Annotated in this window: 9 protein-coding genes; 6 read left to right on the plus strand and 3 right to left on the minus strand. The window is 48.1% G+C overall.

The genetic code is table 11. The annotated features are described in order from the left end of the window. Positions 1-130: 130 nt before the first annotated feature. Genes ACOJUN_RS12830 through ACOJUN_RS12840 form a run of 3 tightly spaced genes read right to left on the minus strand, consistent with a single transcriptional unit; the run spans position 131 to position 4766 of the window. Positions 131-1483, minus strand: a complete 1353-nt coding sequence (locus ACOJUN_RS12830) for a restriction endonuclease subunit S (protein ID WP_422136984.1) — start codon at positions 1481-1483, stop codon at positions 131-133. Continuing rightward, on the minus strand, positions 1483-2535 hold the full coding sequence (locus ACOJUN_RS12835) for a PDDEXK nuclease domain-containing protein (protein ID WP_422136985.1): 1053 nt from the start codon (positions 2533-2535) through the stop codon (positions 1483-1485). Before ACOJUN_RS12835 ends, ACOJUN_RS12830 begins: the two co-directional genes overlap by 1 nt. Next, on the minus strand, positions 2532-4766 hold the full coding sequence (locus tag ACOJUN_RS12840) for a type I restriction-modification system subunit M (RefSeq protein ID WP_422136986.1): 2235 nt from the start codon (positions 4764-4766) through the stop codon (positions 2532-2534). Before ACOJUN_RS12840 ends, ACOJUN_RS12835 begins: the two co-directional genes overlap by 4 nt. A gap of 419 nt (positions 4767-5185) precedes the next feature. Between ACOJUN_RS12840 and livH the strand changes: the two genes are divergently transcribed. The 6 genes from livH to ACOJUN_RS12870 all read left to right on the plus strand — a co-directional run bounded on the left by livH (position 5186) and on the right by ACOJUN_RS12870 (position 12908). Then, positions 5186-6112, plus strand: a complete 927-nt coding sequence (gene livH / locus ACOJUN_RS12845) for a high-affinity branched-chain amino acid ABC transporter permease LivH (RefSeq protein WP_422136987.1) — start codon at positions 5186-5188, stop codon at positions 6110-6112. Then, a complete protein-coding gene (locus ACOJUN_RS12850) occupies positions 6109-7431 on the plus strand; it encodes a high-affinity branched-chain amino acid ABC transporter permease LivM (RefSeq protein ID WP_422136988.1) in 1323 nt (440 codons plus the stop codon). Before livH ends, ACOJUN_RS12850 begins: the two co-directional genes overlap by 4 nt. A 14-nt stretch (positions 7432-7445) precedes the next feature. Continuing rightward, a complete protein-coding gene (livG, locus tag ACOJUN_RS12855; protein ID WP_422136989.1) occupies positions 7446-8213 on the plus strand; it encodes a high-affinity branched-chain amino acid ABC transporter ATP-binding protein LivG in 768 nt (255 codons plus the stop codon). 138 nt (positions 8214-8351) lie between these two features. Further along, complete coding sequence (locus ACOJUN_RS12860; RefSeq protein ID WP_422136990.1) at positions 8352-9071, plus strand: ABC transporter ATP-binding protein; 720 nt, start codon at positions 8352-8354, stop codon at positions 9069-9071. Positions 9072-10578: 1507 nt separating this feature from the next. Beyond that, entirely contained in the window at positions 10579-10701 is a 123-nt protein-coding gene (locus tag ACOJUN_RS12865) for a hypothetical protein (protein WP_422136991.1), read from the plus strand. Continuing rightward, entirely contained in the window at positions 10698-12908 is a 2211-nt protein-coding gene (locus ACOJUN_RS12870; RefSeq protein ID WP_422136992.1) for a hypothetical protein, read from the plus strand. Before ACOJUN_RS12865 ends, ACOJUN_RS12870 begins: the two co-directional genes overlap by 4 nt. Positions 12909-13124 lie beyond the last annotated feature (216 nt).

Here is a 13124-nt window from a genome sequence, read left to right on the forward strand (position 1 = left end):
AGGTATCAATATGGGAACTATAGGTCTCATATTGGGACTTTTCAAGGTCCCAAAAAAAGACCTTTTAGTCTCAAATTGGGACTTTTTTCAAATTGTCTCCAAAGTGCGGAGACAATCGCAGGCTCAGATATTATGGCGGAGCGACCCAGTCACGGACGTCGATTTTGCCGGTGACGGCGGCGGAGATTAGGGCGGTGCGGCGTTCTTTCAAAAACTCAATCTGCTCAATCGCTAGCTGAAGAAGTAAATCAAATTTCTCTAATTTGTTTGAAATGTACTCGACAATTTCTAACTGCTCATCAATCGATGGAATGGGCAATGGATAGGACACAATGTCACCACAAGTAATTGCTCCTTTCGTACTACCTGCTCCGGAAGATTCATACCTGATCCTTTCGTACTGGCTAGTCAGATAGTAAAAAAGGAACTCATGATTAAGGTTCGGGTTAGTAATCGATATTGCAGCCAAATGCTGATTTATCGTCGCATTGGTTAGGCAAATTGCTACCCGCCCCCTTGTTTGCCCTTCTCCAGTAATTGCAATAACAAGGTCCTTTTCTACTACTTCCTGGACACTTGTCTGGCTGAGAGCTAATGGGGTGATGAATTGATCAGCTTTATCAATATATACATCATTAACTTTTGAGCTATTCAGCCAGCCAATGGTTCCATCTTTCCAATAGGCACTGTTCTCCCTAGATGGAGTGGCACCATTTGTGATTTTAGAGAAGTAACCAAGCTTGCCTGCTTTCCAGTGACCAGGAAGCTCTGTGAACCACTCCGCACCGGAATCCTTCATCGGTGCATCCGGGTTCAGCCCCTTGGTGACGGCATGACTGATCACCGCCTGTCGTTTTTCTTTCAACAGGCGGATCAGGGATTGCTGCTCTTCGATCAGGGTGTCGATTTTGGCGGTTTCGTGGTCGAGGAAAGTAACAATCTGATTGAGCTCCTCATTTGTTGTGCAACCAATTTTGATTCCACCTACAGTGTCAGTATTGAGGTTTAACTGTGTACCAAACTTGCCCAGTCCCTTGTAAGCCTGCTCACCAGCGAACACATAAAACAGAAACTTACTCGGGATTTTTAATTCTGGAAAGTAAACAAAGCCATCATGGATACAGGCTTTCATGCCAGTAATACATGGTTTCCCAACGGTTCCTGCAATGCTCAAAAAGAGCGACTCAGGCTCCAGTTTTACACTCAATGAACTGCCAAGGTCGGATAGTCGTTGTGGTGCTTTAGTCAAATAAACATCAGATGCAGTGACATCCGCAATGCGAGTCCAAGCATATTCTCCAACCTCATCGAAATACTTTGGATCATCTATTGGTCTTGGAGAAGCACCACGCTTAACCGGGCTTAAACGTTTAATTTGGATTACTTCCCAATGCTCTGGCACTTTCCCCAACCATTCTTCAGTAGAATCCTTATATTCCGGATAAGCCACATATTTTTTGCGCTCAAGGCTGTTTCCACCCATCACAATTCACCCCCCAGCCCCTGCTCAATTTCTTCAATACTGGGCAGTTGCGATTGCAGATTTTCTGGCAGTGATTGGGTCAGTTGGTATTCCGAAACACCAATAGGCTTTTGAATATCGCTGAGGGCGTATTCCGCCACGAGTTTGTCCTTGTTCTTACACAGCAGAATGCCGATAGTCGGCGCATCGCCCTCCCTGCGTACCAGTTCATCTACTGCTTTGATATAAAAATTCAGTTTGCCTGCGTGTTCCGGCCTGAAGTCACCCGCTTTCAGTTCAATGACTACGTAGCAATGCAGGTGTGCATGATAAAATAAGAGGTCAATATAAAAATCCTGCTGCCCTACCTGTATATGAAACTGCTTGCCCATGTAGGCAAAACCTGATCCCAATTCCAGTAGAAACTGAGTGATATGCTTAATCAATCCCTGCTCCAGCTCTCGCTCTGTGTAATGATCAGTGAAGGCAAGAAAGTCAAACATATAGGGGTCTTTCAGGGTTTGCTTTGCAAGGTCGGACTGGACGGCAGGCAGTGTTGCATTGAAGTTGTTGGGCGCTTGTCCCTTCCGCAGCCAAAGTCCACTTTCAATCTGGTGAGTGAGGACGTTTCGGCTCCAGCCATGTTCTATGGTTTTGCCCACGTAATACAGAGCTTCAGCCGTTGTTTGGCACTTGCTGATTATCTTCAGGTTATGTCCCCAGGGAATCGACGTTAATTGGCCAACAAGCTGTTGGCTTTTTTCAACCTCATCTCGGTAGAACAGGTGCCACTGACGGATGTATTTGATGTTGCTGAGGGAAAAGCCTTTAATATCAGGGAATTCGCTGCTTAAATCCTTATTCAGCTGCTTTAAAAAACCATCACCCCAATTTGCTTCAACCTGCCGCCGAACAATGTCTTCCCCCAGTTCCCAGTAAAAATTCAGCAGAGTGGAGTTCACCTGAACGGCTGCCTTGAGTTGGGTTGCCAGCACCTTCTGTTTAAGGTTTTTCAGCCAGCTTTTGTATTCCTTATTCAGGCTCAGGTTAATGTTGTTTTTTGGCTTGCTCATGAGTGAACCTCTTTTAACAGACTCATGATTCTAGCACTCACCGCATCCAGATCAGCATCAATGGCTTCCAGCGCACGGGGCGGCTGATACACATAGAAGTGTCGGTTAAAAGGAATCTCGTAACCCACAATTCCAATCTCACCATCCTGGGCATCGCATTTATCAGCATTGACCCAGGCATCGGGTACATGGGGAGCCACTTCCCGGTTGAAGTAGGTTTCGATCAGGATATGAGTGGGCATTGATGGGTCAAGAGGAATGTTCTCGTTATCCCGCAGGTCACCATCGGTCTGGAATTCGACGACTTTGCCTTGGTATTCAAATGCGCCGTAGAGCGATTGGACTTCTTCATTCAGCACCTTTTTGATAACAGGTTCGGCTTCGGGGTTCTTGCAGGTGACGGCATCGAGGAACTGCTTTTTCTCTCTGGTATCCAACTTCAAATTAGCGGCTTTAAGGGCGGCTTTCAGGTCTTTATCGAACTGGTTAAAGTCGTTGGACAGTATCGTTCCGACTGTATTTTGCAGAGTTTGGGCTTTCTCCATCAGCCCCCGCTGGAACAGCCAGAGTTTGTCGTTCAGTACCTCTTTGATCTGCTTCTCTTTCAGTTCTTTGAAGTCTTTTTTGATTTTGGTGCGGATGGCTTCTTCATTGTCTGCCAGGATTGTATGACATTCTGTGCCGAATTCCTCAACCATCCAGCGCATAACGGCGTTATACGGCCTGGGTGCATAGCGTAGACCCGTTACCGCGTCATCAGTAATCTGGGCGGACAGGCGAAGTGGGCGTTCCACGGTAATACGACGGTAGCCGAATTCATGACTGTCGAAAATTTTGGCGGCAAAGTTTTCTTCGGATGCTTCTGCAAAGGCTCCAAAGTTTTGGGTAATGATGCGACGGTCTGTCTCGCTCATTATGTTCCGCTTGGAGCCCAGGGACTTACGCATCTTGCCGCACAGGTTTACGCCGTTAATCAGCTGCACTTTACCTTTGCGTTCATCGGACTTTTTATTGGTCAGCACCCACACATAGGTAGCGATACCGGTGTTGTAGAACATGTCTGTGGGCAGGGCGACAATGGCTTCGAGCAGGTCGGCTTCGAGAATATAACGGCGAATCTCGCTTTCACCACTGCCTGCACTGCCGGTAAATAGCGGTGAACCGTTGAGGATAATGCCGATGCGGCTGGGGTTCTGGTTCTCTGGTGTGATGTCCCTGAACTTGCTGATCAGGTGCATCAGGAACAGCAGCGAACCATCGGACACTCTTGGCAGGCCGGGGCCAAAGCGACCGTCGTAGCCTTTGTGTTCATGCTCATCTTTAATGGTGCCTTCGATCTTCTTCCAGTCCACCCCGAATGGCGGATTAGACAGCATGTAGTCAAACTGGTCGCCACTGAGGTGATCGTTCGACAGAGTGTTGCCCAGTTTGATGCGACTGACATCCTGACCCTTGATCAGCATATCGGCTTTACAGATGGCGTAGGACTCCGGGTTCAGCTCTTGGCCAAAGGCCGTCATACGAGCTTTTGTATTATGCTTGTATACGTACTCCATTCCCGCAGAGAGAAAGCCGCCTGTACCCGCCGTTGGATCATAAATACTGCGAACGATCCCTTCTTTGGTTAAAGCATCATCATCTTCCATAAACACCAGTGAGGTGGTGAGCTCGACAATATCCCTTGGGGTAAAGTGTTCACCGGCGGTTTCGTTGGAAGATTCGGCAAAGCGACGGATCAGTTCTTCAAACACCAAGCCCATATCGTGGTTGCTGATCGCCTTGGGGCTGAGGTCGATGGTGGCAAACTTCCGCAGTACCTTGAACAGCAGGTTGGCTTCGTTCAGGCTGCCTACAAACTCATCAAACTTGAAATGCTCAAAGATTTCACGGGCATCTTTGGAGAAGGAGAGGACATAGTTTTCAAGGTTGTCCTTGATATCGCCCTGACCCATCTTCGACAGGTTCATGGGTGAAGTATTGAAAAACGACAATCCAGAAGCACGCAGCAGCATCTTCTCCATGCCTTCTTCAGGCAGGTTCATGGCCTTTACTTTTTCGTGCTGGGCAACCACTGCTTCCTTGGTGGGCTCCAGAACGCATTCCAGGCGTCGCAGCAGGGTAAACGGTAAGATGATGCGCCCGTACTGGGATTGCTTGAAATCGCCTCGCAGGAGGTCGGCTACGGACCAGATGAAGGCGGCAAGGTTGTTAGAGGTTTGGGTGTTGGGCATATCTTGACCAGATTGAACTTTTGGCTGGCAGGTGAGTCAGCAAAAGTGACCAATTGATTGACTTTGATGCTGCTAGAGTACATCAAAAGTTCAGTATTAACGAATAGCGAAATATGTTTACCCAAGCTCTGGCGTTCAGGGTTGCACATTCGAAAACTATAAAAATAGAAGTCTCTGAATCGTAAGGGCATATTGTTATTGTCGTCTAATAGGTAATGGCAATAGCAGAAGCTTTTGCAGGTATTCAGCGAGGGTTGGGTTACTGCCTTTTGGCTTGGGCGGGCGGCCCTCTGTGTCAGGATAGTGGGTGTAACTTCTACAGGCACTACTTTTGCTCTTTCCCTACCAAGAGCCGTTGTCGTATGAGAGAATCAGCCTGGCATTAGGGGTTTTCACAAGAATAAAAACGAGGTCGTGGAATGGGGGATTCAAGTTTTTACCTTATTCAGCAACTGCTTAACGGGCTGACGATAGGCAGTACGTACGCACTGATCGCTATCGGTTATACCATGGTTTACGGCATCATTGGCATGATCAATTTTGCTCATGGTGAGATCTACATGATTGGCAGTTACATCGCTTTTGCGGTACTGGCCGCGTTAGCAATGATGGGAATAGACAGTGTTTCTCTGATGCTGGTTTCCGCCTTTGTCATCAGCATCATTATCACCAGTACCTATGGCTTTGCTGTTGAAAGGGTTGCCTATCGGCCTTTGAGGAACAGCAACCGGCTGATTGCCCTGATTTCTGCCATTGGTATGTCCATTTTCCTTCAGAACTATGTCCGCCTGGCCCAGGGGTCAAGGGATATAGCCATGCCCAGCATGATCAGTGGTGGCTGGACCTTTGGTCCTGAAGACGGTTTTAATGTCACTGTGTCGTACATGCAGTTAATTATATTTGTGGTGACGTTTATTGCCATGACGGCCCTGACTCTGTTTATCTCCAGATCAAAAATGGGACGGGCCTGCAGAGCTTGCGCTGAAGATCTTGGCATGACCGGGCTGCTGGGTATCAACACGCATCAGATTATTTCGATCACTTTTGTGATCGGGGCCGCTCTTGCTGCGGTAGCCGGTGTATTGCTTGGCATGTATTACGGAGTAATCAATCCCCACATTGGCTTTATGGCAGGTCTTAAAGCGTTCACTGCTGCGGTGCTGGGAGGAATCGGAAGTATACCCGGAGCTGTGCTGGGTGGTTTGATTCTGGGGGTCACGGAAGCCTTCACCGCAGGTTACTTTAGTGCGGAATATAAAGACGTTGTCGCCTTCAGTCTCCTCGTTCTGATTCTTCTGTTCAGGCCGACCGGCCTTCTGGGCAAGCCGGAGGTTGAAAAAGTATGAAGTCATTACGCTTTACTCCGGCAATACTCTCGGCAGTTGTTTTGCTGATACTAACCAGCCTGATGATGGGGGTTCGTCTTGAGCCCTCGGGCGTTGGACTTGAGGTGACATTAGCCGATCCTTCTTCCCTCTCCTGGATAGCTGCCGGTGTGGTTGCTGTCTTCTTCTTCCAGCTGTTCAGAGCCCTCATCGATCAGAGGCTTTCCGGAATAAAACAACAGTTACCATCTATTAATGCAGAAAAGCTGACCAAAGCAACCAGGAACAAAGAGACCAGGACCTTTTTAATCTGCTTTGCAGTAGCAGGATTGATGATCTGGCCATTCTTTGTTTCCAGGGGGGCTGTGGATCTCGCCACTCTGGCCCTGATTTACGTCATGCTGGGGCTGGGTCTGAACATTGTGGTGGGCCTGGCCGGTCTTCTTGATTTGGGCTATGTCGGCTTTTATGCCGTGGGTGCCTACAGTTATGCCTTATTGAATCAATATTTGGGGCTCGACTTCTGGAGCAGTCTGGTGCTGGGTGGTATTCTGGCGGCTTTCTTTGGTTTTATTCTTGGTTTTCCGGTGCTCAGGCTTCGGGGCGATTATCTGGCCATCGTAACTCTGGGTTTTGGTGAAATCATTCGAATCTTGCTCAACAACTGGACGACATTTACCGGTGGTCCCAATGGTATTAGCCAGATTCCTAAACCGACTCTGTTTGGCCTTGAATTTGGACGCAGGGCGCAGGAAGAAGGGAATGTTCCTTTCCACGAATATTTTGGTATTGATTACAGCAGTGAGTACAAGGTGATTTTTCTGTACATACTGGCAGTGTTGCTGGTGATTGCCACGCTGTTTGTGATCAATCGACTGCTTCGAATGCCTATTGGCAGAGCCTGGGAAGCGTTGCGTGAAGACGATATTGCCTGTCGTTCACTGGGCCTGAACCCTACGGCCATCAAACTGTCTGCATTTACTATAGGGGCTGCATTTGCTGGCTTTGCTGGTACCTTCTTTGCCGCCCGTCAGGGTTTTATCAGTCCGGAGTCGTTCACCTTTATTGAGTCCGCCATCATTCTGGCCATTGTTGTGCTTGGTGGAATGGGGTCTCAGGTCGGTGTCATTCTTGCCGCTGTGATTATGACCGTTTTGCCTGAGTTTGCCCGTGAGTTCCAGGAATACCGAATGCTGATGTTCGGGTTGATGATGGTTTGCATGATGGTCTGGCGTCCTGAAGGTCTGATGCCCATGAAGCGTCCTCATATCAAGATTAAATCAGGCAAGTCTGAGTCGGCCAGCCCGGTCAAGACGGCATCATTGGCTGAAAGCGTGTAAATGGAGGAATCAGAATGAGTGAATGTTTACTGGACGTTTCTGATCTGAGTATGCGCTTTGGCGGACTGCTGGCTGTAGATCAGATGGCGCTGAAAATCTGTCCAGGTGAAATTGTTTCCATGATCGGGCCCAATGGTGCCGGAAAAACGACCGTTTTTAACTGTCTTACGGGCTTTTATAAGGCGACTGGTGGCTCTGTTCAATACAAAGGTCAGGCTATCGAAAAGATGCCGGGTTATAAAATAGCCCGGCTCGGTGTTGTGAGAACCTTTCAGAATGTGCGTCTGTTTAAGGGCATGAGCGTGCTGGAAAATCTTTTGGTTGCCCAGCACCGACATCTGAATACAGGGTTGTTGGCAGGGTTGTTTAAGACCTCGGATTATCGGCGTAGTGAAGAACAAGCGATGGCAAGGGCTGAGTTCTGGCTGGATAAAGTCGGTCTGACCGGGTTTGCCAATCGTGAAGCGGGTAATCTGGCTTATGGACAGCAACGCAGACTGGAAATTGCCCGTTGTATGGTGACTCAGCCTGAGTTATTGATGCTGGATGAACCAGCCGCTGGTCTCAACCCCAATGAGACAGCAGAGCTGGATGAGCTGATTTCTGATTTGCGACAGGATCATGGTGTTACTGTGCTACTGATTGAACATGATATGAAGCTGGTTATGGATATTTCTGACCGGATTTATGTCATTAACCAGGGGCGTCCTCTGGCTTCAGGTTCACCACAGGATATTCGCAACAACCCTGAGGTGATCAAGGCTTATCTGGGTGAAGGATAGTCACAAATTTTTGGGGACTTCCAGTAGTAATAGTCCCGGAGTCTTCGGGCTGTCTTGCGGACGTATTTCCGATCTTCGATGACTCATCAAGACAGTCAGAATAGATAACAATCAGAATAAATAAAGGGCAGTAGCAGTATGTCAGCACCTGAACCACTTCTCAGCATTCGAAATGTGTCAACCTTCTATGGAAAGATCCAGGCTCTGGATGCCGTCAGTGTAGATATCTCGGCAGGTGAGATTGTCACTCTGATAGGCGCCAATGGTGCTGGCAAGTCTTCATTGCTGATGACCATTTGTGGTGAGCCCAGGGCCGAATCTGGCTCCATACTCTACAAAGGGAAAGAGTTAGTGGGTCGTCCTACCTCCGAAATCATGCGCTCAGGCATTGCAGTTGTGCCAGAAGGGCGGAGAATTTTTTCCAGACTGACCGTCGAAGAAAATCTGACTATGGGCGGTTTTTTTGTGGATGGCGAGCCTTTTCGAAAAAACTATGAATTTGTACTGGAGCTTTTCCCTCGTCTGAAGGAGAGGCTGTACCAGAGAGGTGGCACCATGTCCGGAGGAGAGCAGCAGATGCTGGCGATCGCCAGAGCCTTGATGAGCAGCCCGGATTTGCTGTTACTGGATGAGCCCAGCCTGGGGCTGGCTCCGATTGTTATCCAGCAAATTTTTGAAATTATTGAACGCCTCCGGGAAAAAGGCGTTACGGTTTTTCTGGTGGAGCAGAATGCTAATCAGGCTCTGAGACTGGCAGACCGGGGTTATGTTCTGGAAAACGGTCGTATCGTGCTGCAGGGTGACAGTGATGAACTGTTGGCGGACGACGCTGTCCAGAAGGCTTATCTGGGAGCCTGACACTTTTCTGGCGAAAAACAGCCAGTCAGTTTGTCTGGACTATCAAAAGACCGTTCATCTATTCCTGCTTATGGAGACTAACAGGATCGAAACAGACTGGACACCTGTTAGCATCAGGCTTCTGAAGTTTTGCTGGCCATTTGGGCGCCGATTCTGATCGCTACACTGAGAAGTGTAATGTTGAATAGCGATTATGAAGTACGAGGTAAGCATTATGGAAGTTTCGAATGATCGGCTGTCCCTTCAGGAAGTTGCTTTGTTAACCTGCTCTTTTTACAGCCTGGCCAGCATCATGGTCTGGCTGGTCAAGACAATTTATTGATTGGACAAGAAGCTTCAGGGTGACTTGGGAGGGAAGTCCTGAAGCACACGCTCATCAGTTATTCCGAGATCGTGCCGGGCATCCTGAAGGCTGTAAATGGTGCTGTCAGGTTCAAAATCAAAGCCTTGTCGAATGGTTTTTTCTGCTTCAGCTGTTTTGCCCAGAAAAACCTGAATGGCTGCCAGAGTATTAAACAGGTCAGAGGCAATGACACCGTGTCGAGGTGATCGCTTGCTGACTAAATCCTCTCTATGATTTACCTGAATGAGCGGAAAGCCCCGTACTTTTAGAGGATGTCGTAAAAGCCAAAATTCAAATCCAGTAAAGCCCTTCCCTTAGCAAAGTATAATGCTTTACTGGGTTTCTTTCCCGACTGATCCATTTTCAATCCTGTTCATCAAGAAGACTAGCGACAGTGAATGGTGCTTTCTGGTCGGTTAACTCAAGATGCTCTTTTAAGCTTGTATTGCCAGGGTAATGGAGTTTACGTCTGGAGCAATAAAACGTCTTGTTTGAGCTTGGTCATCTGAGTTGCAAGACTCCTTGAAAGAGCTTTGATCAGAGTTGCGAGCTGCTGTTGAGAAAATATCCAGCTGAGGGTCGTTATTAATCTTAATTTGGCGTCTTGTTGTCATGAGGTAGCCGGTAAAACTGCTTTATCTAAGATTACCGGCTTTTGCGGGGTTTTGCGACACCCTCGATTGGGCGAGGGTTTATGACGATTTTGCTAAATATACACCTCCGGGCACCACTCCTTATTCATGGCTATCTGTAGAAGTGATTAACACTGTTGGCTGGCTTTTAACAGGCCCCCCCCAATCCACTGGCTCTTTCAGCAACCCCTTTTATATTGACTCTGGCGGCAGTGACGGTGGCCCTCAGCAACAACTGCATACTTTGGGTTTAAACTGTTTCGTTTATCCCTGTAATGGGATTTGCAGGTTCCGATCATCATTCAACAGCAGCGAGTCCGCTGAATGGCCTCTTAATTCAGCAGACAGGCCGACAACTCCATCATAATGTGCCAACAGCCGGGGATTTGCCAATCAGTGCTGATGATTTGGTTATAGTCAATGCTTTACTCAAGGAGGGCCACCCCAATGGGATCAGTACCTGCCTCATCTTTCCCTGGCAGATGCAATACAGACCACAGACGAAAGCGCGAAACCAACCTGTGACTTGACCATGGCCGGGAAGAATGGCCAGCCACAGCCGTGCGGAAGCGCCTGTATCAGTGCCAGAGCCCTGACGGATCACAAAAGGGTACATCGAAAACGCAAGCCTGTTGATGTGGAATCGGGACGATGATTGAATTTGAATGCAAGGGCAGAGTGATTAAACTCTTTATCTTTGCTGTACCGCTGTCGCTACTTCTGTCTTTGTCTTTCATCTGCAAGGCCGAACCGTCGACAAGACGTTTTGTTGTCGAGCTTGATAAGAATACAGGTTCTCCAAAGCAGAGCTTTTCAGTAAAACCTGACCGGCGCACTCTGCCCTGCAAACCATCTGATATGGCCAACACAGAATCCGATTCACTAACTTATGAGAAACCACACAGACTTAGCGGCTTCGCCGTAAGAACAACCCTTATTGGGTCGATTACGTGGCAATGGCTTTATGTTACTAACCTGCTGGTTGGTTATGAACTGATCCTGACCATCAAAGACGCTCCTCTAAGCTCTACCTATTCATGGATACCTGTAGAAGTGGTTAGCGCTGTCGGTTGGCTTTTAAAAAGCTGCTGGACACCTGGTTTAACGCCGTTTAACCCGAATGAAAAGCAAGAGCTGCTTCAGGATCAGTCCTTTACGGCCACCAATATGATGTTTGGCTCTGGACATAACCAACCGGAATGCCAGCCATCAAAATCATCCGGACAGAAATCCCCAAAGACAACTAACCAGTTCGCAGGCTCTTACACCAGCCCACTGAATACCGACTATGGCAGCGGCAGCAGAAGACCTCAACAACACTTACATACATTGGGTTTAAATTGTTTCGTCTATCCCTGTTATGGCGCGTGTAAATTACGACAGTCATCCGGCAACAGAGGACCCAAAGAATGTCCACACAATTTCGTAGAAAATTCGACAGGGCACACAGAAGCAAAATTAAAACCAGGCTCGTGCCCCCATTTGACTGATGGATACTGTTTTAGTTGTGTAGACTATTCTGATCCTGTAAACGCTGCAGGTTCCGACCATAATCTGCCTTTCGAAACAGATCCGCCTGACATTCAAGTCCAGTGCCATGCTGGCCCGTTACTTGAACGACAAACTGAACATAAAATTGATAGCAACTCAGTCAATATCCGTAATTCTGTTGACGGGGTCGCCTTAGACGGGGTCGCCTTAGACGAGGTCGCCTCAAACTGGATCGCCACAAACCCATTGAATGTAGTAGCAGCCTGTACAACTGGACCTGACGGGCAATTAAGCTGCGTCGAAACTGTGTTCGGGAAAGATGGCCAGCCGAAACCATGCGGGATGGTCTGCAAGAGTGCTCAGGCCTTGTCGAAACACAAAAGAGGCATCCATAGCGGACAAAAAACCTGTGACTTGACAGTGGCTGGCAAGGATGGCCAGACGCGACCTTGCGGAAAAGTCTGCAAGAACACTCAATCTCTGTCGTCTCATAAAAGCAGAGTCCACAGCGGGCAAAAAACCTGTAACGTAATAATGGTCGGTGAGAATGGCCAGCTTCGAGCATGCGAAACAGTCTGCAAGAATGCTCAATCCATATCATCACACAAAATCATATACCACTCCGGGCAGCAAGTCTGTGACATAACTGTGATCGGAGACGGTAGCTATAAGCGGCCATGCGGCTCGGTCTGGAAAAGTTCTCATGCCCTGAAAGAACACAAAAGAAGAGAACATACCAGGCAAATAATCTGCGAGATGCCCCTGGTCGGGGAGGATGGCCTGCCAAGACCATGCAGAACGATCTGCAACAACCAGAAAGCCCTCACGGATCATAAAAGATGCGCCCACAGCGGACAAAAGATTTGCGACTTCACCATGGTCGGGGATGATGGCCAGCCAAGGCCATGTGGAATGGTCTGCAAGAGTGCCAAAGCATTGTCTGATCACAAAAGAAGAAACCACAGCGGGCAACAAATATGTGACGTAACTCTGGTCGGAGAGGATGGCCTGCCGCAGCTATGCGGGAATGTCTGCACGAGCTCGAGAACTCTGGGAGATCACAAAAGAAGAGAGCACTCAGGGCGACAAATTTGTAACATAATCGCAGTCGGCAAGGATGGCCAAAAGCGACCATGCGGAAAGTTTTGCAAGAGTACTCAGCACCTGACTGAGCACAAAAGAAGAGAGCACTCAGGGCAACAAACTTGCAACATATCCGTGACCGGAGAAGATGGCCAGCTGCAACCATGCTGGATGATCTGCAAGAGTGCTGCATCTCTGTCAGATCACAAAAAAACACATCGAAAACGCAAGCCTGTTGATATGAACAAGAACGATAAACTTAGCTCTAAAAAAATGCAAATTGAATAAAAAACAGGCTTTTTCACTGCCCCTTTTTATTCTGACTCTGGCAAGACCTTGATCGGAGTGGATGGACGGCCACTTCGGCGCACAAAGGTCTCCTCAGTGCGAACTTTGACTATTAACAAAAGGCTTTTATCAGACAAACACACTTAATTTTTTGATCTATCCTTTCTCCCTGAAGACAACAACGCAGGGACAGATTTATTAAATACTCACTCCTTT

This window comes from Endozoicomonas sp. ALD040 (genome assembly GCF_049275945.1).
In the GTDB taxonomy this organism is placed as follows: Bacteria; Pseudomonadota; Gammaproteobacteria; order Pseudomonadales; family Endozoicomonadaceae; genus Endozoicomonas_A.

Bases quoted from the DNA above. Each gene is read 5' to 3' on its own strand.
- ACOJUN_RS12830 (WP_422136984.1), bottom strand. From the start codon at position 1,483: ATGGGTGGAAACAGCCTTGAGCGCAAAAAATATGTGGCTTATCCGGAA.
- ACOJUN_RS12835 (WP_422136985.1), bottom strand. From the start codon at position 2,535: ATGAGCAAGCCAAAAAACAACATTAACCTGAGCCTGAATAAGGAATAC.
- ACOJUN_RS12840 (WP_422136986.1), bottom strand. From the start codon at position 4,766: ATGCCCAACACCCAAACCTCTAACAACCTTGCCGCCTTCATCTGGTCC.
- livH (WP_422136987.1), top strand. From the start codon at position 5,186: ATGGGGGATTCAAGTTTTTACCTTATTCAGCAACTGCTTAACGGGCTG.
- ACOJUN_RS12850 (WP_422136988.1), top strand. From the start codon at position 6,109: ATGAAGTCATTACGCTTTACTCCGGCAATACTCTCGGCAGTTGTTTTG.
- livG (WP_422136989.1), top strand. From the start codon at position 7,446: ATGAGTGAATGTTTACTGGACGTTTCTGATCTGAGTATGCGCTTTGGC.
- ACOJUN_RS12860 (WP_422136990.1), top strand. From the start codon at position 8,352: ATGTCAGCACCTGAACCACTTCTCAGCATTCGAAATGTGTCAACCTTC.
- ACOJUN_RS12865 (WP_422136991.1), top strand. From the start codon at position 10,579: ATGGCCGGGAAGAATGGCCAGCCACAGCCGTGCGGAAGCGCCTGTATC.
- ACOJUN_RS12870 (WP_422136992.1), top strand. From the start codon at position 10,698: ATGATTGAATTTGAATGCAAGGGCAGAGTGATTAAACTCTTTATCTTT.